Annotated in this window: 24 protein-coding genes and 1 pseudogene; 9 read left to right on the plus strand and 16 right to left on the minus strand. The window is 72.9% G+C overall.

Annotated features, from left to right (window positions below; translation table 11 throughout):
- Positions 1-4: 4 nt before the first annotated feature.
- A complete protein-coding gene (locus ACFYM6_RS31730; protein ID WP_387281156.1) occupies positions 5-1,486 on the minus strand; it encodes a peptide MFS transporter in 1,482 nt (493 codons plus the stop codon).
- A 222-nt stretch (positions 1,487-1,708) separates the two neighbouring features.
- On the opposite strand from ACFYM6_RS31730, the gene ACFYM6_RS31735 reads away from it, so the two are divergent.
- Positions 1,709-2,050: an RNA polymerase-binding protein RbpA gene (locus ACFYM6_RS31735; protein WP_046564157.1), complete on the plus strand. Its 342-nt coding sequence runs from the start codon at positions 1,709-1,711 to the stop codon at positions 2,048-2,050.
- 63 nt (positions 2,051-2,113) lie between these two features.
- On the opposite strand, the gene ACFYM6_RS31740 is transcribed toward ACFYM6_RS31735, so the two are convergent.
- From ACFYM6_RS31740 to lnt, 3 genes are read right to left on the minus strand one after another with little or no spacing between them, the layout of a single operon-like run.
- Positions 2,114-2,635: an FxsA family protein gene (locus tag ACFYM6_RS31740; protein WP_387281157.1), complete on the minus strand. Its 522-nt coding sequence runs from the start codon at positions 2,633-2,635 to the stop codon at positions 2,114-2,116.
- A 55-nt stretch (positions 2,636-2,690) separates the two neighbouring features.
- Positions 2,691-3,485, minus strand: coding sequence for a polyprenol monophosphomannose synthase (locus tag ACFYM6_RS31745; RefSeq protein WP_073835107.1), 795 nt, complete (start codon positions 3,483-3,485; stop codon positions 2,691-2,693).
- 22 nt (positions 3,486-3,507) lie between these two features.
- Entirely contained in the window at positions 3,508-5,112 is a 1,605-nt protein-coding gene (gene lnt / locus ACFYM6_RS31750) for an apolipoprotein N-acyltransferase (RefSeq protein WP_387281189.1), read from the minus strand.
- Between the two features lie 238 nt (positions 5,113-5,350).
- Here lnt and ACFYM6_RS31755 point away from each other — a divergent pair, with 238 nt between their 5' ends.
- A complete protein-coding gene (locus ACFYM6_RS31755; RefSeq protein ID WP_387281158.1) occupies positions 5,351-6,640 on the plus strand; it encodes a low temperature requirement protein A in 1,290 nt (429 codons plus the stop codon).
- 411 nt (positions 6,641-7,051) lie between these two features.
- On the opposite strand, the gene ACFYM6_RS31760 is transcribed toward ACFYM6_RS31755, so the two are convergent.
- Genes ACFYM6_RS31760 through ACFYM6_RS31785 form a run of 6 tightly spaced genes read right to left on the minus strand, consistent with a single transcriptional unit; the run spans position 7,052 to position 13,729 of the window.
- Complete coding sequence (locus tag ACFYM6_RS31760; protein ID WP_387281159.1) at positions 7,052-8,389, minus strand: glutamate mutase L; 1,338 nt, start codon at positions 8,387-8,389, stop codon at positions 7,052-7,054.
- A complete protein-coding gene (locus ACFYM6_RS31765) occupies positions 8,386-8,778 on the minus strand; it encodes a hotdog domain-containing protein (protein ID WP_387281160.1) in 393 nt (130 codons plus the stop codon). The genes ACFYM6_RS31760 and ACFYM6_RS31765 overlap by 4 nt, the downstream gene beginning before the upstream one ends.
- Positions 8,775-9,536 (minus strand): OAM dimerization domain-containing protein, encoded by a 762-nt coding sequence (locus tag ACFYM6_RS31770; protein ID WP_357438871.1) that lies wholly within the window; start codon positions 9,534-9,536, stop codon positions 8,775-8,777. The genes ACFYM6_RS31765 and ACFYM6_RS31770 overlap by 4 nt, the downstream gene beginning before the upstream one ends.
- Positions 9,533-11,095 (minus strand): lysine 5,6-aminomutase subunit alpha, encoded by a 1,563-nt coding sequence (locus tag ACFYM6_RS31775; RefSeq protein ID WP_387281161.1) that lies wholly within the window; start codon positions 11,093-11,095, stop codon positions 9,533-9,535. Before ACFYM6_RS31775 ends, ACFYM6_RS31770 begins: the two co-directional genes overlap by 4 nt.
- Positions 11,092-12,663 (minus strand): amidohydrolase, encoded by a 1,572-nt coding sequence (locus ACFYM6_RS31780; RefSeq protein ID WP_387281162.1) that lies wholly within the window; start codon positions 12,661-12,663, stop codon positions 11,092-11,094. Before ACFYM6_RS31780 ends, ACFYM6_RS31775 begins: the two co-directional genes overlap by 4 nt.
- A gap of 4 nt (positions 12,664-12,667) precedes the next feature.
- On the minus strand, positions 12,668-13,729 hold the full coding sequence (locus tag ACFYM6_RS31785; protein WP_387281163.1) for a zinc-binding alcohol dehydrogenase: 1,062 nt from the start codon (positions 13,727-13,729) through the stop codon (positions 12,668-12,670).
- Between the two features lie 146 nt (positions 13,730-13,875).
- On the opposite strand from ACFYM6_RS31785, the gene ACFYM6_RS31790 reads away from it, so the two are divergent.
- Entirely contained in the window at positions 13,876-15,282 is a 1,407-nt protein-coding gene (locus tag ACFYM6_RS31790) for a KamA family radical SAM protein (protein ID WP_387281164.1), read from the plus strand.
- 69 nt (positions 15,283-15,351) lie between these two features.
- On the opposite strand, the gene ACFYM6_RS31795 is transcribed toward ACFYM6_RS31790, so the two are convergent.
- The 3 genes from ACFYM6_RS31795 to ACFYM6_RS31805 all read right to left on the minus strand — a co-directional run bounded on the left by ACFYM6_RS31795 (position 15,352) and on the right by ACFYM6_RS31805 (position 16,436).
- Positions 15,352-15,687, minus strand: coding sequence for a YnfA family protein (locus tag ACFYM6_RS31795; RefSeq protein WP_073835117.1), 336 nt, complete (start codon positions 15,685-15,687; stop codon positions 15,352-15,354).
- A 102-nt stretch (positions 15,688-15,789) separates the two neighbouring features.
- Positions 15,790-15,984: a general stress protein CsbD gene (locus ACFYM6_RS31800; protein WP_387281165.1), complete on the minus strand. Its 195-nt coding sequence runs from the start codon at positions 15,982-15,984 to the stop codon at positions 15,790-15,792.
- Between the two features lie 275 nt (positions 15,985-16,259).
- Complete coding sequence (locus ACFYM6_RS31805; RefSeq protein ID WP_387281166.1) at positions 16,260-16,436, minus strand: CsbD family protein; 177 nt, start codon at positions 16,434-16,436, stop codon at positions 16,260-16,262.
- 172 nt (positions 16,437-16,608) lie between these two features.
- Between ACFYM6_RS31805 and ACFYM6_RS31810 the strand changes: the two genes are divergently transcribed.
- Positions 16,609-17,220, plus strand: coding sequence for a histidine phosphatase family protein (locus ACFYM6_RS31810; protein ID WP_387281167.1), 612 nt, complete (start codon positions 16,609-16,611; stop codon positions 17,218-17,220).
- On the opposite strand, the gene ACFYM6_RS31815 is transcribed toward ACFYM6_RS31810, so the two are convergent.
- The 3 genes from ACFYM6_RS31815 to ACFYM6_RS31825 all read right to left on the minus strand — a co-directional run bounded on the left by ACFYM6_RS31815 (position 17,150) and on the right by ACFYM6_RS31825 (position 20,003).
- Entirely contained in the window at positions 17,150-17,656 is a 507-nt protein-coding gene (locus tag ACFYM6_RS31815; protein WP_073835121.1) for an Lrp/AsnC family transcriptional regulator, read from the minus strand. The genes ACFYM6_RS31810 and ACFYM6_RS31815 overlap by 71 nt on opposite strands.
- Positions 17,657-17,748: 92 nt before the next feature.
- The gene (locus ACFYM6_RS31820) at positions 17,749-18,891 is read right to left on the minus strand and encodes an acyl-CoA dehydrogenase family protein (protein WP_387281168.1); all 1,143 of its coding nucleotides are present in this window, start codon (positions 18,889-18,891) and stop codon (positions 17,749-17,751) included.
- Positions 18,888-20,003 carry a M24 family metallopeptidase gene (locus ACFYM6_RS31825; protein ID WP_387281169.1) on the minus strand — a complete coding sequence of 372 codons (1,116 nt, stop codon included), beginning with the start codon at positions 20,001-20,003 and terminating at the stop codon, positions 18,888-18,890. The genes ACFYM6_RS31820 and ACFYM6_RS31825 overlap by 4 nt, the downstream gene beginning before the upstream one ends.
- 38 nt (positions 20,004-20,041) lie before the next feature.
- On the opposite strand from ACFYM6_RS31825, the pseudogene fecE reads away from it, so the two are divergent.
- The 5 genes and pseudogenes from fecE to ACFYM6_RS31850 form a co-directional block, all read left to right on the plus strand.
- Positions 20,042-20,284, plus strand: a pseudogene (fecE, locus tag ACFYM6_RS31830) (Fe(3+) dicitrate ABC transporter ATP-binding protein FecE); the annotation flags it as partial.
- Positions 20,250-20,468: a hypothetical protein gene (locus ACFYM6_RS31835; RefSeq protein WP_387281170.1), complete on the plus strand. Its 219-nt coding sequence runs from the start codon at positions 20,250-20,252 to the stop codon at positions 20,466-20,468. The pseudogene fecE and the gene ACFYM6_RS31835, both read left to right, overlap by 35 nt.
- Positions 20,469-20,552: 84 nt before the next feature.
- The gene (locus ACFYM6_RS31840; protein WP_387281171.1) at positions 20,553-20,933 is read left to right on the plus strand and encodes a YccF domain-containing protein; all 381 of its coding nucleotides are present in this window, start codon (positions 20,553-20,555) and stop codon (positions 20,931-20,933) included.
- A 223-nt stretch (positions 20,934-21,156) separates the two neighbouring features.
- A complete protein-coding gene (locus ACFYM6_RS31845) occupies positions 21,157-21,909 on the plus strand; it encodes an FkbM family methyltransferase (protein ID WP_387281190.1) in 753 nt (250 codons plus the stop codon).
- 231 nt (positions 21,910-22,140) lie between these two features.
- On the plus strand, positions 22,141-23,211 hold the full coding sequence (locus ACFYM6_RS31850; protein WP_387281172.1) for a LacI family DNA-binding transcriptional regulator: 1,071 nt from the start codon (positions 22,141-22,143) through the stop codon (positions 23,209-23,211).
- Positions 23,212-23,264 lie beyond the last annotated feature (53 nt).

Raw genomic sequence — 23,264 nt, forward strand, 5'->3', positions numbered from 1 at the left:
CACGTCAGTGGATGCCGGCCATCAGGTGCCGGATGTGCCGGGTGAACATCACCGCGCTCACCCCCAGCACCACCGACGCGAGCCCGAAGGTGAGGAAGTACGTCGACTCCGACCAGGTCCCGGCCAGCCGGGCCACCTGGCCACCGATCGCGTCACCCACGGCGGTGGCGAGGAACCACAGCCCCATCATCTGGCTGGCGTACTTGACCGGGGCCAGCTTCGTGGTGGCCGACAGGCCCACCGGGCTCAGCGACAGCTCACCGGCGACCTGGATGGCGTACACGGCCACCAGCCACCACGGCGACACCAGCTCGCCACCGACGGCGGCCCGGGCGGCGGCGGCCATCAGCACGAACGACAGGCCGTTGAGGACCAGCCCGACGGCGAACTTCATCGGCGTGGACACCCGGTGCCCCAGCTTCAGCCACAGCCAGGCGGCCAGCGGCGCCCCGATGATGATCAGGATCGGGTTCACCGACTGCAGCCAGGACGCCGGGAACGTGAAGCCGAACACGGACCGGTCGGTCTTGTCGGCGGCGAAGATGTTCAGCACCGACCCGGCCTGGTCGTAGATCAGCCAGAACGCGGCCGCGAACACGAACAGCCACAGGTACGCCTTCATCCGGCTGCGCTCGGTCCGGCTGATCTCCCGGTCGGTGAGGATCCGGGCGAAGTAGCCGATGGCCACCAGCACGGTGAGCAGGGTGAGCAGGTTGACCACGGTGTTGACGGTGAACAGTCCGGTCACGGCGAGTGCGGCCAGCACCGCCAGCGCCACCACGACGACCACGCCGATGCGGGTCAGCGCCCGCCGCCGGTCGGCCCCGAGCAGCGGGTCGACCGGCCGCGCGCCGGCCTCCCCGAGGTTCCGCCGGCCCAGCACGTACTGCAGGACGCCGAAGGTCATCCCGATCGCGGCGGCGCCGAACCCCAGATGCCAGTTGATCTTCTCGCCGAGGAACCCGGTGACCAGCGGCGCGATGAACCCGCCCAGGTTGATGCCCATGTAGAAGATGGAGAAGCCGGCGTCGCGGCGCGGGGAGTCCCGGTCGTACAGGTCGCCGACCATGGTGGAGATATTGGGTTTGAGCAGGCCCGTGCCGAGCACGATCAGGGCCATGCCGGCGAACACGCTCCAGCGGGCCGGCACCGCCATCACGTAGTGACCGGCGGCGATGACGATGCCGCCCCACAGCACGCTGCGCCGGGCGCCGAGCAGCCGGTCGGCGACCCAGCCGCCGGGCAGCGCCATCAGGTAGACCATCGCGTTGTAGGTGCCGTACACGGCGTTGGCGGTGGTTTCCGGGATGGCCAGGCCGTCGTCGGCGACGGCCGCGGTCAGGTACAGCACCAGGATCGCGCGCATGCCGTAGAAGCTGAACCGCTCCCACATCTCGGTGAGGAACAGCGTCGACAGCGCCCGGGGGTGGCCGAAAAACGTCCTTCCCCCGGGCGGTCGGGCGTCTATCGGCGCGTCACTGGTCATCGTCACCTCCCGCACACCTGCGGCGGCTAACATCCCCAATGACAGCCAAATCACTCCACCCATTCGACCCGGCCGGGGACGACCCCGCCGGGGACCTGTCATGGCCGGCTACCCTTGCAGGGTCCCGACCGATGCGGGCCGGTTCCGCATGGGCGGGAATGGCCGGGCGGGCAGGGACCGTTACACCGAGAAGACAGCACCACGAACGAGGGGAAGCCGATCATGGGCGAGCGCATGCTGCGCGGAAGCCGACTGGGCGCGGTCAGCTACGAATCCGACCGCAACACGGAGCTCGCGCCGCGCCAGACCCGCGAGTACCTCTGCGCCAAGGGGCACCAGTTCGAGGTGCCGTTCGCCGTCGACGCCGAGGTCCCGACGACCTGGGAGTGCAAGTTCGACGGCAGCGTCGCCCGGCTGGTCGACGGCAGCGAGCCGGAGCAGAAGAAGGCCAAGCCGCCGCGTACCCACTGGGACATGCTGCTGGAGCGGCGCTCCATCGCCGAACTGGAGGACATCCTCGCCGAGCGGCTCCAGGAGGTCCGCACCCGCCGCGGCCGCGCCTGAGCGCACCAACAACCGAAGCGCCCCCGGGGATCACCCCGGGGGCGCTTCGTCACGTCTGGGCGGTCAGGGCCGGCCCGGCTCGATGATCTCCCCCTCGATGGGCCGGCCCGGCTCGACAACCGGCTGCTGCTGCTGCGGGGCCGGCGGTGGCTGCGGCGCGCCCCGGTACACCCGGACCCGGCGCGGGCCGAACAGGTCACCGGCGACCATCGACGACACCCGGCCCTCGGCGAGACGTTGCACCCCGACCCGGGCCAGCCGCCGCACCGGCGGCACCAGCAACAGCAGCCCCACCGCGCCGCTGAGCAGGCCGGGCAGCGCCAGCAGCAGCGCCCCCAGCAGACCCACCAGCCCGTCGGTGACCTGCCGCCCCGGCGGCTGCCCGGACTCCACGGCCGCCCGGAAACCCCGCCAGGCCCGAACCCCCTCCCGGCGCAGCAGCACCAGGCCGAGCAGGGACGCCGCGAACACCAGCAGCAGCGCCGCCCCGAACCCGACGCCCCGCCCCACCAGGACGAACACGGTCAGCTCCAGCACCGCGAGCAGCAGCAGGGCCGGCGGCACGTACCTCAGTCCTCGGCGCATCTCACCTCACAAGCCAGGGGTGTCCTCACGCCCCTCCAGCATGACACGCCCGCGCTCACGGCCACCGCGCCAACTCGGCGGGGGCGCCCCGCCGCACCGACGGACGCCGGTCCCGCAGCCCCCAGCTGGTGATCCGCCACAACGCCTCCGCCATGATCAGCGGGCTCATCTTGCTGTCGCCGTGCTCCCGCTCGACGAACGTGATCGGCACCTCCACGATCCGCACCCCGGCCCGGTGGGCCAGCCGGGACAGCTCGACCTGGAACGCGTACCCCTGCGAGCACACCGAGTCCAGGTCGATGGCGTCCAGCGCCGTCGTCCGGTACACCCGGTAGCCGCCGGTGGCGTCGGAGACCGGCATGCCCAACGCCAGCCGCGTGTACAGGTTGGCGCAGCGGGACAGCAGCAGCCGCCGCAGCGGCCAGTTCAGCACCCGCGCGCCGCGGGTCCACCGGGAGCCGATCACCACGTCGGCGTCGCGGGCCGCGGCCAGCAGCGCCGGCAGGTCCTCCGGGGCGTGCGAGCCGTCGGCGTCCATCTCCACCACGGCGTCGTAGCCGCGCTGCCGGGCCCAGGCGAAACCGGCCAGGTAGGCCGCGCCGAGGCCGTCCTTGCCCTGCCGGTGCAGCACGTGCACGTGCGGGTCGGTACGGGACAGCCCGTCGGCGATCGCGCCGGTGCCGTCGGGGCTGTTGTCGTCGGCGACGAGGATGTCCACCGCCGGCGCGGCCTCGCGGACCCGCGCGACGATCGTCCGGACGTTGTCGGCCTCGTTGTAGGTGGGGATGACCACCAGCACCCGACCCACCCCGGGATGGCCGGCCGTCCGTTTCCCGGCTGCCACGCCCACCTCGTACCGCCCTTCCCTCGTCCTACCCGGAGGTGACCTCCCGCCGCCGGCGCAGCACCGCCGCGCCGGCCAGCGCCGCCACGGCCAGCGCCGCGAGAGCCACCTCCGGCCACACCCCCGCCCGGGTGGCCGTGGTACGCCCGTGCCCGAGCTCCATCTGCCGGACCACCACCGCCGCGGTGTTGAACCCGGTGGCCCCGTCTACCCGCCCGTCGGGGGAAACGAACCCGGACACGCCGACCGTGGAGGCCATCAACGCCGCACGGCCGTGCTCGACGGCACGAAGCCGCACCATGGCCAACTGCTGGCGGGCCTCCGCCTCGTCGAACGTGGCGTTGTTGGTCTGCACCACCAGCAGCTGCCCGCCGCCGGTGACGGTGTCCCGGACGAGGCCGTCGTAGGCGACCTCGAAGCAGATCACGTCGCCGAGGGTGACCGCCCCGGCGTTGAGCACGCCGGGGGCGGCGCCGGGCACGAAGTCGGCGCGGACCCGGTCGACCTGATCGCTGACCATCCGGGCGATCTTGCGCAGCGGCACGTACTCGGCGAACGGCACCGGATGCCGCTTGACGTACAGCTGCCCGAGGTCGGGGCCGGTGCCGGGCCGCCACACCAGGCCGGCGTTGCGGACCTGCCCGGCGTCGGGGCCGAGCAGCACCGCGCCGATCAGGATCGGCGCGCCGATCGCGTCGGCGGCCTGGGAGATACGGTCCGCGGCGTCCGGATTGCGCAGCGGGTCGATGTCGCTGGAGTTCTCCGGCCACACCACCAGGTCGGGGCGGCGTTGCGTACCCGCGGTGACCTGCTCGGCCAGTCGCAAGGTCGCGTCGACGTGGTTGTTGAGCACGGCCTGCCGCTGGGCGTTGAAGTCCAGCCCGAGGCGGGGCACATTGCCCTGCACGATGGCGACGGTGACGGTGTCCCCACCGCCGCGCACCCCGACCGGAACGGCCGACCCGGCGGCCAGCAGAGCCGCCAGCGCGGCGGCGAGCCCCGCCACGGGCCGCCAATGCCCGGCGGGCCGGCGCCAGTCCCGCCAGGCGGCGGTGACCAGCAGCCCGCCGGCCAGCGCGACGGCGCAGGTGACCAGCGGGGCGCCGCCGAGGGCGGCCAGCCGCAGCAGCGGGGACGTGTCCTGGCTGAACGCCAGCCGCCCCCACGGGAACCCGCCGAACGGGGTGCGGTCCCGCAGCGCCTCCTGCCCCACCCACAACACCCCGGTCAGCAGCGGCCACGCCGCCCGGTGCCGGTCGACCAGCGGGGACACCCAGGCGGTGGCCGCGCCGAGCAACGCCAGGTAACCGGCCTGCAGCAGGGACAGCAGGATCCACGGCAGGACGCCGGTGTGCAGGTTGGCCCACTCCAGCAGCGGCGCGAACAACGCCAGCCCGGTGAGGAAACCCAGCCCCGCACCGGCACGCAGCCGCCGCCGGTGCGCCGCCGCCGCGAGCAACGCCACCCCGACCGGCGCCAGCGGCCACACCCCGTACGGGGGGAACGCGACCAGCAGGGCCAGCCCGGCCGCGACGGCCAGCGGCGCGGCCACCCGCAGCGGCAGCGGACGCCGCCCCGCCGCCTCGTGTGCCCCGTGCGGGGCGCGCACCTCTTCCCGGTCCAGCGTCGTCACCGGCACCTCACCACGATCACGCGCCGAAGGCTACCCGCCCGGCCCGGCCGCCGGCCCGTGCCCCAGTGAACGGGGGCAGCCCGAGGCAGGATCGGGGCGTCGTGGGTGAAACACGCCAGCACGGTGGTGACCAGATCGAGGTGGCGCCGGTGTCACGCGGCGGCCGGCCTGGCCGCCGCGCGTCCGGGTTCGGCGGCTTTTCCGTGCGGCGGCGGCCGGCGCTGCCAGACTCGGCAGCATGAGCGCAGGCCGGTGGCGGGGTCGCATCCTGCCTGCCGCGCCGGGGTCCGGCGTGACCCGCCTGGAGTTGTTCTACGACCTGGTGTTCGTGCTGTCGTTCCTCAACGTCACCGTCCTGCTGGCGGCGAGCCTGAGCGTGCGCACGCTGCTCGCCGGGCTCGTGGTGCTGGCCCTGCTGTGGTGGTGCTGGGTCTCGTTCGCCGCCCTCGGCAACTTGGTCCGCACCGACCAGGGGGTGCTGCCGCTGATCGGCGTGGTGACGGTGGTCGCCCTGTTCGTGCTCAACCTGAGCCTGCCGCAGGCGTTCACCAGCCGTCCCGGTGGGCCACCCGGCCCGCTCGTCTTCGCCGCCTGCTACCTGGTCATCCGGGCGGTGCAGGTGCTGGTGGTGCTGACCCGCGCCGACGCCCCGGGCCGCGCGGCACTGCGGTTCGGCCTGCCGCTGCTGGCCAGCGTGACGCTCATCGTGGTCGCCGGGGCGCTGCCGCAACAGCCAGGGGTCGGGCCGACCTGGCTGCGGGTGGCGCTGTGGGCGGCCGCCGTGGCCATCGAGTTCACCGCCGGGGGTCGGGTCCGCAACGTCGGCCTGGCAGTGGTCTCCGCAGCCCACTGGGCGGAGCGGTACGCGCTGATCCTGCTCATCGCGCTCGGCGAGTCGATCATCTCGCTGGGGCTGGGCCCCAAACCGGCCGTCGGCCTGCCGCTGAGCTGGGCGGTGATCGTGGCGTCGGTGTTCGGCGTCACCACCATCGCGGCGCTGTGGTGGATGTACTTCGACACCCTGGCGCCGGCCCTGGAACAGAAGCTGCACCGCACCCGCGACGTCGACGAACGGGCGTCCTTCGCCCGGGACGTCTACGCGTACCTGCATCTGCCGTTGGTCGTCGGGATCATCCTGTTCGCCCTCGGCCTGAAACGCTACCTCGCCGTGATCGCCGACCCGCATGTCGACCCGTGGCGGGTGCGGGCTGTCGGCCTGGACAACCGGGTGCTGTTCGCCGGCGTGATCATCTACATCGTGGGCCTGCTGGCGCTGTGGGCGCGGGCCAGCCACCGGGTGCGGCTGCTGCCGACCGTGACGGTGGTGACGCTGACCGTCGTGCTGCTGCCCGCGGGCCTCTTGCCGGCGGTCGCCGGCCTGGCGGTGCTCGCCGCGGCCTGCGTCGCGCTGGTGCTGGCCGGGCTGCGCACCGGCGACCCGCTGCGCCGCCACGTCCGGCAGGTCGCGCTGCAGGAGCAGATCGCCACCGAGCAGGAACAGTCCGAGTGGCGCCGCCGCCACCTGTGACGGCGCAACGAAAATCGGGGCGCGGCTCGCGCCGCGCCCCGATGCTCCCAGGCCCTTCCCGGCCGGTGGGGCGAGAATGAGCGGCGCCGACCTTCGGACCGACCGGACGCGGACTGGCTGCCCCCGCCTGGCCGTTGTCTACTGGCCGTGCCTTTCACCCTGCCCGTACACCGGTAACCGCGGCCGGTTCGCGCCGCCCCGCCGACCCCCGCCCGCTGGACCTGGCCGCCGCAACCACTCGGGTCGCTCGGCCAGCGGACGAAGGGACGAAGCGAACAGCAGCCGCTTCCCTTGGTAGGACTCAAAGACGGTACGGCGTGCACCCCCGCCGCTGTCAACCCACCCCGGCCTGTCGTGTGTTGCGCCACGGCGTGTCGCGTCGGCGCGTCTCGATCCGTGCCGGGTGGCGGCTCAATCTCCGCCGAGATGCCGACGCAGCAGCCGGGCCGCCGCTTCCGGCTCGTCGGCGGCGAGGAGACCACCGGCCGCGAGGACGTAGTCGACGTCGACGACCGCGCGGGCGGCCCGGGGCAGCGGCCACCCGCCGGCGTGGTCGGTGAGCACCGTGGCCAGCACCGCGGCGGCGTCGCCGGCCGGCGCGTGCCGCAGCACCCCACCGGAGCCGACCATCAGCTTCACGTCGCGCAGGTCCCGGCCGGCGCGTTCCCCGGTGGCCGCGCCGCGGGCGTGCCGGCGCAGCGCCACCGTCGCGGCGAGCGCCGCGATACGCCGGTCGGCGGCCCGGTCGGAGTCGTCGGCGGGCAGGAACCCGGGGTCGGCGGCCCGCACCGCCGCCGCCGCCGCCAACTGCTCCTCCTCCCCGGGGGTGAGCAGACGTTCCTCGGCGGCGGCGCGGACCACGCCGGGGGCGCTCCACCGCATGCCCAGGTCCCCCTCGACGGTGCGGGCCCGCCACAGGGTGCCGGCGACCTCCCGGCCCGGCCCGCTGTCCCGCTCGTCGGGGGTGAGCACCGAGTACACGTCGGTGGTGGCGCCGCCGACGTCGACGACGGCCAGATCCCCGCCGAGCGCGTCGGCGAGGACCTCCACCCCGGTCAGCACCGCGTCGGGCGTGGCCGCCCGCACCAGCCGGGCGAACCGGCCGCCACGGGACAGCTTCTTCCCGCCGATCACGTGCCGCAGGAACACCTCCCGGATCGCCGCCCGCGCCGGTGCGGGGGCGAGCACCCCGATGCGGGGCAGCACGTTGTCGGCGACGGTCACCGGCACCTTCGCGGCGGCGAGCAGCGCGTGCAGGTCGTCGCGGACCTCGACGTTGCCCGCGAGGACCACCGGCACCCGCCAGCGGGCCTTCGCCAGCCGGGTCGCGTTGTGCGTCAACGTCTCCGCGTCACCGCCGTCGGTGCCGCCGACCAGCAGCACCACGTCGGGACGGGCGGCGCGCAACGCGGCCAACTCGGCCGCGCCGAGCCGCCCGGCGGCCACGTGCACCACGTTCGCCCCGGCCGACAGGCCCACCCGCCGGCCGGCCTGCGCGGTGACGAGCGGCTCGTAGCCGACGACCGCCAGCCGCAGCCCACCACCGGCCGACGAGCACACGTACCAGGGCAGGTCCCGGACCCCGGCGCGGGCGGTGGCCGCGCCGACGGCGGCGTCCAGGCCATGCAGCACGTCCGTGCCGACGGTGGTCGGCGCGGACGCCGCCGCGACCAGCCGGCCGCCGTCGAGGTCGATCACCGCGGCTTTGGTGTACGTGGACCCGACGTCGGCGCAGACGGCGGCGTTCACGCCGCCGGGGGGACGACCACGGTGCCGGTCGCGGTGACCGCCACGATCGGCTCGGTGAGGACCTCGGCGGCGGACTCGCTCCTGTCGGGGCGGCCCCGGCACACCACCCGCGCCTCGAAGTCGATGGTGCGGCTGCGGGTGCCCACCCGGGTCACCGTGGCCACCACCTCCAGCACGTCCCCGGCCTTCATCGGACCCTTGAACTGGACGTCGGAGTAGGACGCGAACAGCCCCTCGTCACCGTCGGTGCGGATGCACACCTCGGTGGCGACGTCCCCGAACAGGCCCAGCGCGTACGCCCCGTCGACAAGGTTCCCGGCGTAGTGGGCGTGCGAGTACGGCACGTACCGCCGATGCGTCACCGTCAGACCGACGCGGGAATCGCTCATGCTCTCGCCTTCTTGTTCGTGATCAGGGCGTGGACCAGGTAACTGGCCACCTCGCCGGGGGTGGTGCCGCGGCCGAAGATCCGGTCGACACCCAGCTCCCCGGTCATCGTCTCGTCGAAGCGGGGCCCGCCCACGATCAGCAGCGGCCGCTTCCCGGCCGGCATCGCCTCCCGGAACGCCGCGGACATCTCCCGCGTGTTGTGCAGATGCGCGTCACGCTGCGTCACCACCTGCGACACCAGCACCGCGTCGGCCTTCTCCCGCCGGGCCGCCTCCACCAGCTCCGGAACGCTGACCTGCGCGCCCAGGTTGCTGACCTTCAACTCCCGGTAGTACTCCAGGCCCTTCTCCCCCGCGATGCCCTTGACGTTGAGAATCGCGTCGATGCCGACGGTGTGCGCGTCCGTGCCGATGCACGCCCCCACCACCGACAGCTTGCGCCGCAACTTCTGCTTCACCACCGCGTTGACCTCCTTGGCCGACAGCAGCGGAAAGTCCCTTTCCACCACCTGCACCTGCGACAGGTCCACCAGGTGGTTCACCCGCCCGTACACCACGAAGAAGGTGAACTCGTCGCCCATCTGCTTGGCGTGCACCAGCATCGCCGGGTCGATGCCCATCTTGTTGGCCAGCTGCACCGCCGCGCCCTCGGCCCGCTTGTCATGCGGCACCGGCAGCGTGAACGACACCTGCACCATGCCGTCGCCGGTGGTGTCCCCGTACGGCCGGACGATCTTCTTTTCCGCCGGGGCCGTCACGGACGGTCTCCTTCCAGGATCTCGGTGGCCGGGTTGTAGTAGTCGGCCTCGTGCCTCGCGACCCCGTCGAGGCCCTTGCCGCGGTCCGCGGGCCGCTTCATGATCCCGAACGTGCCCTCGGCGATCGCCGTGAGCAGCGACTGGTCGCCGATGCGGTCGAGCAGGTCGACGGCCTCACCGAGAACCCGGTGGGCACGCTGCTGGATGAACCCGCCCGGCGCGGGCACGAAGTCCTCGTGCAGCCCACCGGCGGCACCCAGCACATACCGCACGTTCTGCAGGGCGATGTCCCGGTCGGACAGCCACGGCGTCACCACCGCCTCGGTCATCATGCCGACCAGCAGGATCCCCTGCCCGGTCATGGTGCCCACCAGGTTGAAGAACCCATCGAGCAGGTTGCCGCGGAACACGTCCCCGGTCATGTGCTTCGTCGGCGGCATCCACTTCAACGGCGCGTCCGGGAACAACTCCCGGGCCAGCAACGCGTGCGCCAACTCCAGCCGGAACGACTCCGGCAGATCCGGGTTGATCTCGAACGCGTGCCCCAGCCCCAACTGCCAGTCGGCCAACCCCGCCTCGTGCGCGAAATACTCGTTGAGCAGCTGCGACACCGTCACCGTGTGCGCCTCGTCCACCGCGTCGGCGGTCGTCAGGTAATTGTCCTCACCGGTGTTGATGATGATCCCGGCGCGGGCGTGCACCTGCCGCGAGAACCGCTGGTCGACGAACGTGCGGATCGGGTTGATGTCACGGAACAGGATCCCGTACATCGAGTCGTTGAGCATCATGTCCAGCCGCTCCAGACCGGCGAGGGTCGCCATCTCCGGCATGCACAGGCCCGACGCGTAGTTCGTCAACCGCACATACCGGCCCAGCTCCTTCGACGACTCGTCCAGGGCAGCCCGCATCAGCCGGAAGTTCTCCTGCGTGGCGTACGTGCCCGCGAACCCCTCCCGGGTCGCCCCCTCGGGCACGTAGTCCAGCAGCGACTGCCCCGTCGAACGGATCACCGCGATGATGTCCGCCCCCGCCCGCGCGGCAGCCTGCGCCTGCGGGATGTCCTCGTAGATGTCGCCCGTCGCCACGATCAGATAGATCCACGGCCGCTGCGTCGGGTCCCCGTACCGCCGCACGAGGCGGTCCCGCTCGGCACGGCGCCGGTCGATCCGCCGCACGCCCGCCGCGACCGCCCTACGGGCCGCCTTCCCGGCCGCGGTCGCCGCCCGGCCGGTGGGCTGGGTGAACCGCACCGACCCCGCCGCGGCCTTCTGCGCCAGCAACGTCACGTCACTGATCTGCTCCCGCGCCAAGGCGTCGAACACCGGCACGGCCACCCCGTGCCCCAGCCCCACATCAGCCACGACCGCGTCGACGAGCCGGTTCACCCACGGAATCCCGTCCGGGTCCGCGCCGGTCACCCCGGCCAGCCGCAGCACCGCCCGCTCCACCGACACGGTGGTGTGGCTGCGCGCCAACTCCACCACCGGCTGCCCGGCGCGGCGCGCCAACTCCCGCGCCCGCGCCACCAGCGCCGGATCCAGCTCAAGCTTGCCGCTCACGCACTACCTTCCTCATAGATCAGGTCACCGCGCAGCACCGTGGCCCGGCACACCGGCAGCGGCGTCGGATCGTCCGCGCCGCGCAGCTCCGGATCCTCGGCCTGCAACACCGGCAGACCCCTGTCCACCCCGGCCGGGGTGGACCACACCGCGAACGTCGCCGGCGCGCCCAGGGCCAGGACACCCTCGTTGTCCAGATGCACCGCCCGCCACCCGCCACGGGTGTGCGCGGCGAACGCCGCCCGCACACTCATCCGCTGCACCGGGTTGTGGTGCGCCGCCGCCGCCCGCACCGACCCCCACGGGTCCAGCGGCGTCACCGGCGAATCCGACCCGAACGCCAACGTCACCCCGACCGCGTGCATCGCACCCATCGGGTTGGACTCCAACGACCGGGACAACCCCAGCCGCGACTCGTACATGCGGCCCGCGCCGCCCCACAGCCGGTCGAACGCCGGCTGCATCGACGCGACGATCCCGTACTCCACGAACCCGGCGATCAACCGCTTGTTCATGATCTCCGCGTGCTCCACCCGGTGCCGGGCCAGCCGCAGCCGATCCACCCCCAACTTCTCCGCCGCCTGCGCGAACCCGTCGAGGACCGTGGAGATCGCCGCGTCGCCGATCGCGTGGAAACCACCCTGCAGCCCGTGCGCCGCGCAGTCCAACAGGTGCTCCCGCACCTGCTCGGCGCTCACATACCCGTGCCCGCACCCGCCCGGCTCCCCGTCCAGGTACGCCTGCGACACGTGCGCCGTCCGCGACCCCAGCGCCCCGTCGGCGAACAGGTCACCACCGGCCCCGACCGCGCCCAACTCCCGCGCCCGCGCCGCGCCCAGCAGCTCACCCCAGTACCCGTACACCTCGGGCAGCCCCGCGCCGGAGATGCCCAGCAGCCCGGTGAAGTCCTCCTCGTCGGAGATCTCCGGGCCGCCGCACTCGTGCACCGCGGCGATGCCCAGCGACGCGGCGTGCGCCAACGCGGCCCGCTGCGCGGCGACCCGCTGCGGCCGGGTCACCGACGCGAACGCCGCCGCCCGCACCACGTGATGCGCGTCACGCCGCAACCAGCCCGACGGGTCGTACCCGGCGGCGGCCACCGCGTCCGGGCAGGCCGCCAGCAACGCCCGCGACACCAGCGCCGAATGGATCGACGCCTGCGACAGATACACCCGCCGCCCCCCGGCCGCCCGGTCCAGCGCCGCCGCGTCCGGCAACGCCCGCTGCGCCCAGGACGACTCGTCCCAGCCGTGCCCCAGCACCACCGCGTCACCCGGCAGGCCCGCCGCGAACCCCGCCACCGCGTCCAGCAGCTCACCCGCCGACCGCACCCCGGACAGATCCAGGCCCGACAGGGCCAGCCCGGTGTCGGTGGCGTGCACGTGGGCGTCCACGAACGCCGGGGTCACCAGCGCACCGGCCAGATCCACCACCCGGTCGGCAGCCGGCGCGTCCGCGTCCGCCCCCAACCAGGCGATCCGGCCGTCCCGCACCAGCAGGGCGGTCGCGCTCGGATCGGCCGGACAGTGCAGCACGCCGCCGCGGTACAACGTCGAGGGGTTCGTCATGGTGTCAGTCTGCCGCCAACCGCGCCTCGAACAGACGACGCACCCCCGGCTCGGCGCGCAGCAGCTCCAACGCCAACTCCGCGTGCCCCGGCACGTACCCGTTGCCGACCAGCATCGTCACGTCCGCCGCCAGGCCCTCCGCACCCAACGCCGCCGCCGCGAAGCTCGTCGCCATCGAGAAGAAGATCACCGTGCCGCCGTCCTCGGTGGCCAGCACCGCCCCGTGCTCACAACCGGGCACGTCCACGCACACCACGGTCACGTCCGCCGGCGCACCCAACGCGGTGGTCACCGCCGTGGACAACCCCACCGGGTCCCGCGCGTCGGCCAACGCGACCACGTCGGCCAGCCCGGCCGCCGTCAGCGCGTCCCGCTCCGCCACCACCGGCACCACCCCGACCGTCCGGCCGGCACCCGCCCGCCGCGCCGCAGCAAGGGACAGCGACCCGCTCTTGCCGGCGCCGCCGATCACCGCCACCCGCACCGGCCGGGCGTCACCGGCCCGCCGCCGGCGCTGCACCTGCTCGTCGACCACCCGCGCGGTCAACGCCGGCGCCCCGCACACGTCCAGCACCGCCAGGGACAGCTCCGGGTGCAGGTCCGCCGGCAGCACCGCCGCGATCGACCGGGCGAACAGGATCGCGTACCCGTCGCACGGCACCTGCTCGCTGCGCCCGTCCCAGCGGGCCAGCCCGTCGAGGATCGTCAGCGGCGTCAGCGTCAACGACACCAGCGTGGCCACCCGGTCACCCGGCGTGAGCCCCAGCGGGGACCGCCGGCCCACCTCCTCGACGGTGCCGATCAGCATGCCGCCCGACCCGGTGACCGGATTCTGCATCTTCCCCCGGGTCGAGATGATCTCCAGCACCTCGGCGCGGACCTTCTCCCCGTCACCGCCGTGCTTCTCCGACAACTGCCGGAAGCTCGCCGCGTCGAGGTTCAGCCGCTCCACCCGGATCCGCACCTCGTTCGAGGCGACCCGCGGATCGGCGTCCAGCCGCCAGGCCGCCTGCGGCAGCACCCCCGCGGGTTCCACGACACGGTGCAGTCCCACCGGTGACGTCACGCCGACCCTCCTCCGTCCAGCCGCTCGAAGCCCCTGGCCAGGACTCGCGTCGCGGGAAAACTTCCGGCAGACTAATTTCTTCACCGGATATTTTCCAGTAGCCTTCGTGACCGTTGATCCATCCGCACCGACCAGCAGGAGGGGCCGTGACCCAGACCCAACCGGTGGAGACCATCCCAGCGCCCCACCCCGCACCGGCCGCGGTCCCCACCGCCGGACAGCCCTACGAATACCGCCGCCGCCCTCTCGTCGAGCCCGACTGGACCCGCTTCCCCGGCTGGCGCCACGTCACCCGCGAACAGTGGGAGAACGCCCAGTGGCAGCGCGTCAACTGCGTCAAGAACATCAAGCAGCTGCGCACCGTCCTCGGCGACCTCGTCGACGAGACCTTCTACGCCGACCTCGAGGCCGACCAGAAGGCCCTGGCCACCATGTCCATGCTGGTGCCCCCACAGATGCTCAACACCATGGTGCCGTTCGCGCCCATGACCACCGAGGCCTTCCTCGCCGACCCGGTCCGCCGCTACATGATCCCCGTCGCCTCCGACCGGCGCACCGACTGGCCCTCCCACCCCTACGCCAGCCGCGACAGCCTCCACGAGCACGACATGTGGGTCGCCGAAGGCCTCACCCACCGCTACCCCACCAAGGTCCTCGCCGAACTGCTCTCCACCTGCCCGCAGTACTGCGGCCACTGCACCCGGATGGACCTCGTCGGCAACTCCACCCCCGCCGTCGACAAACTCAAACTCACCCTCAAGCCCGTCGACCGCTACGACGCCCACATCGCCTACCTCAAGGCCCACCCCGGCGTCCGCGACGTCGTCGTCTCCGGCGGCGACGTAGCCAACGTGCCGTGGAAGAACCTCGAGTCATACCTGATGCGGCTGCTCGAGATCGAAACCATCCGCGACATCCGGCTCGCCACCAAGGCCCTCATGGGCCTCCCCCAGCACTGGCTGCAGCCCGACGTCGTCGAAGGCCTGGAGCGGGTCGCCCGCACCGCCGCCCGCCGCGGCGTCAACCTCGCCATCCACACCCACGTCAACCACGCCCAGTCGCTCACCCCACTGGTCGCCAAGGCCGCCCAGACCGCCCTCGACGTCGGCGTCCGCGACGTCCGCAACCAGGGCGTGCTCATGCGCGGCGTCAACGCCACCACCCCCGACCTGCTCGACCTCTGCTTCGCCCTGCAGGGCGAAGCCGGCATCCTGCCGTACTACTTCTACATGTGCGACATGATCCCCAACGCCGAGCACTGGCGGGTCCCCGTCTGGCACGCCCAGCAACTCCAGCACGACATCATGGGCTACCTGCCCGGCTACGCCACCCCGCGCATCGTCTGCGACGTCCCCTTCGTCGGCAAGCGCTGGGTCCACATGCTCACCGAGTACGACCGCGACCGCGGCATCTCCTACTGGACCAAGAACTACCGCACCTCGATCGAGTCCGCCGACCTCGAAGCGCTCAACAAGCGCTACGCCTACTACGACCCGATCGACACCCTGCCCGAAACCGGCCAGGCCTGGTGGGCGGCCCACCGCGACGACTGACCTGCGCACCACCCGTCGCCCGGCACCCGCACCACGGGTTGCCGGGCGACGGCGTTCCCGCCGGCTGGATCAGCCGCCCCGCGGCGCGTACATGATCACCGCCACCCCAAGCAGGCAGATCGCCGCGCCCACCACGTCCCACCGGTCCGGGCGGAACCCGTCCACCAGCACACCCCACGCCAGCGACCCCGCCACGAACACACCCCCGTACGCGGCCAGGATCCGACCGAAATGCGGGTCCGGCTGGAACGTCGCCACGAACCCGTACACGCCCAGCGCCAGCACCCCGCCCGCCACCCACCACAGCCCCCGATGCTCCCGCCAGCCCTGCCACACCAGCCACGCCCCACCGATCTCGGCAAGGGCAGCCAACACGAACAGCACCAGGGAACGCGCAACGGTCACGCCGCGACCGTAACCCGGCCACCCGGTTGGCCGGCCGCCCGCCCGCCACACACCGGTGCCCCCGGCACGACGTGCGCGCCAGGGGCACCACCAGGCCGGGGGTCAACTCGTGAAGGAGCGACCACTCACGTCCTGCTCGCTCTCCTGGACGCGCTCGCCGGGCCGTCCACCGCGGGTCTCCTCCTGCCGCCCCACCTGCTCCGCCCGCGACCGCTCCTGCCGGGTCATGTCACCCATCCGAGCCCGGGCCGCACCGGCCACCCGCTCGACCCTGTCCTTGGCCTTCTCGGTGCTCATGTCGCCTCCTGCGTCGTTCCCACAGACCGGGGGCCTTCGCCCCTCCCTACCCGCGTCCCCGTCCCTCCGCCCGGAAAACCTCCGCCGGCTCCGGACGAGGCACCGCGAAACGGAACCGGACAATCGAGCCCGGGCGGCGCATCCCGCCCAGAACCAGCCCGTACCCGGGTACCCGATGCGAGCCCACGACGACGGGACGGGTCAGCACGACGACCCGGCCCGCACCGGCACGCGGCGGCGGGCCCCCGGAGACCGGGAGCCCGCCGCCGTGCGGGTCACTTCTCGAAGTTCTTCACGTTGCGGCCGGCCTCCTTCTGCCGGTCCCGCGCCGTGCGCTGCTCGCTGGCGCCTTGCGCCCGCAACCGCTCGTTGTCGGTGGCGTCGCCGATCCGCTCCTTGGCGAGGCCGCTCATCTCCTGGGCCTTTGCCTTGGCCTTGTCGGTGAAGCTCATGGCACTCCCCTTCGCTGGCAACGGTGCCCGGGCCGTTCGGCCCTCTCCCTGACCGCGTCCCCGTGGTCGTAGAGCTGAAACGCGGTCGTTGGACGTGGAGGTGGGCACCACCCGTAAGGCATCCTAGGACACTAGGTGAACGCGGAACCGCCGTGGCTGGTTAACTGGACGAATGGGAGAGATCCTGCTGATCCGGCACGGAGAGACCACCTGGAGCGCCAGCCACCGGCACACCTCGTACACCGATCTGGAGCTCACCCCCGACGGGGAGCGGCAGGCCCGCGCGCTCGGCGTGCTGCTCGCCGGCCGCCGCTTCGCCCGCGTCCTGTCCAGCCCCCGGCAGCGGGCCACGTGCACCGCGCACCTCGCCGGCCTCGACGCCGACGCCACCGACCCCGACCTGGCCGAATGGAACTACGGCGAGTACGAGGGACGCACCACTGCGGACATCCACGAGGAGAACCCGCACTGGAACCTCTGGACCGACGGCGCTCCCGGCGGCGAGTCACCGGCCCAGGCCGGCGAACGCGCGGACCGGGTGCTGGCCGGGATCGCTCCCCTGCTCGACCGGGGCAGCGTCGCCCTGGTCGGCCACGCGCACAGCCTGCGGGTGATCGGCGCCCGCTGGATCGGCCTGCCCCCGTCCGCCGGTGGGCTGCTCCGGCTGGACACCGCCACCGTCTCCGTGCTCGGTCACGAGCACGGACGGCAGGTCATCCTGCGTTGGAACCAGCCGGCTCCGCCGCCGCCCGGGAACGACCCCGACCAGGCAGGTCGGCATTGATCTTCGGCGGGCGGTTCTCGTAGGGCGTCGAGAGGACCACGGTGGTGCGCGTGGTGACGTTGGCCGCGGTACGGATCTCCTGCAGCACCCGCTCCAGGTCCGCCGGCCCGGCCACCCGCACCAGCAGCAGGTAGAAGTCCTCCCCCGCCACCGAGTAACACGAGTCGATCTCGGGCAGGTGGGCCAGCCGCTCCGGCGCGTCGTCGGGCTGCGACGGGTCGAACGGCCGGATCGCCACGAACGCGGTCAACGGCAGGTCCAACGCCTCGAACGAGACCCGCGCGGCGTACCCCTTGATGACGCCGCGCTGCTCCAGCCGGCGGACCCGCTGGTGCACAGCGGACACCGACAGCCCCACCTTCTCGGCGAGGTCGGTGTACGACAGCCGACCGTCCCCGGTCAGCGCGGCGACGATGGCCCGGTCGATCTCCTCCACGCGGTGCAACCTACCGGAGAGAACGCTCCCCTGCCGCATCCGGCCCGCCGGGCGTCACGCTCGGTGGGCCGGCCGGTCGCCCTCCGCGCCCGTCAACCCTTCCCGAGGGACCGGGAGATGACCAGCCGCTGGATCTGGTTGGTGCCCTCGACGATCTGGAGCACCTTCGCCTCCCGCATGTACCGCTCGACCGGATGGTCGGCGACGTAGCCGGCACCGCCCAGCACCTGCACCGCGTCGGTGGTCACCCGCATCGCCACGTCGGTCGCGAACAGCTTCGCCTTCGCCGCCTCGATCGAGTACGGCCGACCGGCGTCGCGCAGCCGCGCCGCGGCCAGCGTGAGTGCGCGGGCCGCCGAGATCTGGGTGGCGGCGTCGGCGACGATGAAGCCCAGTCCCTGGAACTCGATGATCGGACGGCCGAACTGCTGTCGCTCCTGCGCGTAGCCGACCGCGTAGTCCAGGGCGGCCTGGGCCAGACCGACCGCGCAGGCGGCAATGCCGAGCCGGCCGGAGTCCAGCGCGGACATGGCGATGGTGAAGCCCCGCCCCTCGCCGCCGACCAGCCGCTCCGCCGGCACCCGGGCCTCGTCGAAGGCGATCTGGGCGACCGGGGAGGCGTGCAGCCCCATGGTCCGCTCGGCGGCCTGCGGGTGGATCCCCGGGGTGTTCCGGTCGGCCAGCAGGCAGGAGATGCCCCTCGGGCCGGGACCGCCGGTGCGGCAGAAGATGTTGTAGAAGTCGGCGACCCGGGCGTGGGTGATCCATGCCTTGGTGCCGGAGACCACATAGTCGTCGCCGTCGCGGACCGCCTTGGTGGTCAGGGCCGCCGCGTCCGAGCCGCCCTGCGGCTCCGAGAGGCAGTAGGCGCCGAGCAGCTCCCCGCCGATCATGTCGGGCAGCAGCTTGCGCTGCTCGTCGGTGCCGAACTGAGCGAGCGGGTAACACGACAGGGTGTGCACGCTGACCGCCTCGGCGACCGCGAGCCAGCGGCTGGCCAGGATCTCCAGCACCTGCAGGTAGACCTCGTACGGCTGGGCGGCGCCGCCGTGCTCCTCGGCGTACGGCAGGCCGAGCAGCCCGGCCCGGCCCAGGGTGCGCAGCACCTCGCGGGGGAACTCGGCGCGCTCCTCGAAGCCGGCGGCCTTCGGGGCCAGCTCCCGATCGGCGAGTTCGGTGGCAAGGTCCAGCAGGTCGTGGGCCTCGTCGGTGGGGAGGATCCGGTCGACAGTCATAGCGCGATGAGCTCCGTGGGGGTGGTGTTGAGCCGTTGCCCGCCGTCCGTCGTGCAGACGACGATGTCCTCGATCCGGGCGCCGTGCCGCCCGGCGAGGTAGATACCGGGTTCGACCGAGAACGCCATGCCGGCCTCCAGCGGTCGCGGGTTGCCGGCCACGACGTACGGTTCCTCGTGGGTGTCCAGGCCAATGCCGTGGCCGGTGCGGTGCAGGAAGGCGTCGCCATAGCCGGCGGCGCTGATCACGTCCCGGGCCGCCGCGTCGACCGCCTCGGCGGTCACCCCGGGCCGCACCGCCGCCACCGCCGCCCGCTGGGCCTCGTGCAGCACCGCGTAGTAGTCGGTGAACTCGGCCGGGGCGGGACCGCCGGTGACGTACGTGCGGGTGCAGTCGGAGCGGTAGCCCGACGGCATGGTGCCGCCGATGTCGACCACGACGGGCTCCCCGGCCCGGATCGGCCGGTCGGACGTGCCGTGGTGCGGGCTGGCGCCGTTCGGCCCGGCGGCGACGATGACGAAGTCCACGGTGACGTGGCCGGCCGCGCGAATCGCGGCGGCGATGTCGGCGGCGACCTCGGCCTCGGTCCGGCCGGGACGCAGCCACTCCCCCATCCGCCGGTGCACCGCGTCGATCGCGGCGCCCGCCTCGGCGAGGGCCGCCACCTCGGCGGGCGACTTGCGGATCCGCAACTCGCGCAGCACCTCGGACGCGAGGCGCTGGGCGGCGTCGGGCAGCGTGGTGCGCAGCGCGAGCACCTGCTCGGCCCACATCCGGTCGGCCAGCCCCACCGTCGCCACCGGGCCGGGCAGCGCCGCCCGGACCAGAGGGTACGGGTCGGTGCCGTCGGTGTGGTCGACGAGCCGCGCGCCGGTGGCCGGGGCGGGGGACGCCTCGGCGGCCGGGCGCTCCAGGACCGGCACGATCAAGGTGGGCTCGCCCGCAGCCGGGAGCACCAGGCAGGTCAGCCGCTCCCCCTCGTGCGCGTCGTAGCCGGTCAGGTAACGCAGGTCGGAGCCGGGCGTGAGCAGCAGCGCGTCCAGGCCCGCCGCGGCGGTGGCGCGCTGGGCGGCGGCCAGCCGCGCGGCCGGATACAGTTCGTCGATCCCCACCCCGTGAGCTTAACGGTCGTTTGGGCCGCGGTGGGAGCCTGTGCGCCCGGCTGGACGAGGAGCAGGGCCGCACCCTGGTGGCCGTGCTGCACGACCTGCACCAGGCGGCCCGGCACGCCACCCACCTGGTGGCGCTGCGCGACGGGCGGGTGGTCGCGGCGGGCGACCCCCGCCGGATCGCGCCCACCCACGTTGCTGCCGCCGAGCTACGGGTAAGCGACGGGGGACCGGACCGAAGGAGGAGCGATGGGACGCGATCCCGCCCAGATGAAGACCGGTGAACTGCGCAAACAGGCGGAGCGCGCCGGACTCGACAACGTCGACCAGATGAACAAGAACGAGATGATCCAGGCGCTCGGCGGGTCGGCCAACGCCAACCAGGGCGGTGGCCAGCGGCAGAAGGACCCGCGCCCGCAGGGGGTCAGCCCGCAGGACTACAAGAACATACCGGGCAACCAGACCTGACCCGTCGCCCCGGTGTCCCAGCCGCCCTTGGTGGACACCGGGGCGGACTGGTTGGATCTTGCGCGCGCCGGTCACCATGGACGCGTGCTGCGCTTCGTACTGAACCTGTTGTGGCTCGTCTTCGGTGGCGGCCTCGTCCTGGCCCTGGGCTACGGGGTGGCCGCCCTGATCTGCTTCGCGTTGGTGATCACCATCCCGTTCGGGGTGGCGTCGCTGCGCCTCGCCTCGTACGCGCTGTGGCCGTTCGGCCGCACCGTCGTCCCCAAGCCGGGCGCCGGGATCGCCTCCGGCCTCGCGAACGTGCTGTGGGTGCTGCTGGCCGGCTGGTGGCTCGCGCTCTCCCACATCGTCGCCGGCGTCGGCCTCTGCCTCACCGTCATCGGCATCCCGTTCGGGATGGCGAACTTCAAGCTCGTGCCGGCGGCGCTCTGGCCGCTCGGCCAGGAGGTTGTCGACACCCCCTGATCACGTTCGACCCAGTCCAGATCGCGCAAGTGGCGGTATCCCCGAGCGGGATGCCGCCACTTGCGGCCTCTTGGTCACTACCCCTAGGGCATCCTAGGAGGCTGGGCCTGCTGGCAGACCGCCAGGTTGCCCGAATGGCCTTCGGGTTTCCGACGGCATGGCTACGGTCGGAGCAGTGGGCGGTCATATCGGGGCGATCGAGGCACTCAAGGCGGATCCCACCATGTCGGGGCTGCGCCGGTCACTGGAGGCGTACTACGGCGACCCGGCCCGGGACGCGGCGATGGACGCCTTCTACGCGCGGTTCGTCCGCCCCGGCGACCTGGTGTTCGACGTCGGGGCGCACGTCGGCGACCGGCTCGGCAGCTTCCGCCGCCTCGGCGCCCGGGTGGTGGCCGTCGAGCCCCAGCCGCTCTGCGTCCGGGCGCTGCGCGCGCTCTACGGCGACGACGACCGGGTCATCGTGGTCGAGGCCGCCTGCGGGGCGCACGAGGACCGGGTCCGGCTGCACGTCAACTCCGCCAATCCGACCATCTCCACGGCCTCCCCCCAGTTCGTCCGGGCGGCGGCCGGCGCCGGGGGCTGGGCGCACGAGACCTGGGACGCCGAGATCGAGGTCGCCACCACCACACTCGACCGGCTCATCGCCGCGCACGGCGTACCGGCCTTCGTGAAGATCGACGTGGAGGGGTTCGAGGACGCCGTGCTGACCGGCTTGAACCAGCCGCTGCCAGCGCTGTCGTTCGAGTTCACCACGATCACCCGCGAGTTGGCCCCGCGCTGCCTCGACCGGCTCACCGGGCTCGGGTTCACCCGGTTCAGCGTCGCGCTCGGCGACGAGATGGGCCTCGCCCTGCCGGACTGGCTGCCGGCGGCGGAGGTGGCGGCGTACCTGTGGGCGCTGCCGCACGAGGCCAACTCCGGCGACGTGTACTGCGTGTCCGAGGACCACCGCCGGCGCCGGGGCACGCCGTAGGCCGAGCGCGCCGACCGAACGGCCGGAAGACATCGAAGCTGCTCAGCGGGCTGATCCTTGCGGCACCCGACGCCGGCACGTGAGCCACTTTTTTAATCTTTTGAACTTAGCCATGTTTCGTTACCTGGTCGTGATTGACGTGACCGGCGCCACTTCGATTCACTGCGATGCAACCGGTTCCGCAACCGGTTCCGGAATACCCGCCCCACCGCTGCGACCCGGGAGCGTCACGTGCCGATCACTATCGCCGACGTCGCGGCCCGGGCGGGGGTGAGCAAGACGACCGTCTCCCGGGTGCTCAACGGCAAGGGCGAGGTGCACGTCCGTACCGCGGACCGGGTCCGGGCCGTCATCAGCGACCTGGGGTACGTGCCGAGCGCCCGCGCGGTCGGTCTCGCCCGCGGCCGGACCGGGGTGGTCGGGATGCTGGTACCGGCCCTGACCTGGCCATGGATGGGCGAGGTGCTGCAGGGTGCCGTCGACATGGTGGAGAGCGCCGGTTACGGGCTGTTGCTCTTCACCTGCAACCGCGGCGAGGAGTCGCTGCGGCAGTTCGCCTCGCAGGTCTCGGCGAAGTCGTTCGACGGGCTGCTGGTCATCGAGCCCGAGGGCAGCCTCGACTGCATTGCCGAGCTGCACGATGGCGGCCTGCCGGTGGTCCTCATCGACGACCGCGGTCATCAGCGGCCGTTCCCGTCCGTGGCCACGACCAACCGCAGGGGTGGCGAGTCAGCCGCACGCCACCTGCTCGGACTGGGTCGGCGCCGGCCACTGGTGATCAAGGGCTGCGAGGAGTTCGGCTGCACCCAGGAGCGGCTGGCCGGATTCGTCGCGGCGTACGAGGCCGCCGACCTGCCACTGGATCCGCGGCTCGTGGTCGAGGGCGACTTCACCTTCGACTGCGGCAGCCGCGCCGTCCGGGGGCTGACCGAGGCCGGCATCGACTTCGACGCCGTCTTCGCCCACAACGACCTGTCGGCCGGCGGCGCCCTGCAGGCGATCCGCGAGGCGGGGCGCCAGGTCCCGGAGGATGTCGCGGTCGTCGGTTTCGACGACGTCCCGTACGCGGCGCACACCGAACCACCACTGACCACGGTGCACCAACCGATGCGCGAGATGGGAGAGGCCGCGGCCCGGATGCTCCTGTCGTACTTCGAGGGTGTGCCGCTTCCCGACACCCCCCGCGTCATTCCCACCACCCTGATCGTCCGCGGCTCGACCGGAGCGCCCGCGCCGGCCGACCGCCGAGCCGTCGGGCCGCGCCGGCCCGTGCCGGAGCCGTTCCAGCAGCAGCTCCGCTGACCCCGGCGGGGCGTCCCGCACGTCCCGCCGCGGTGACGCACACCCCGCTCCGC

Source organism: Micromonospora sp. NPDC006431, from assembly GCF_042870725.1.
Taxonomy (GTDB): Bacteria; Actinomycetota; Actinomycetes; order Mycobacteriales; family Micromonosporaceae; genus Micromonospora.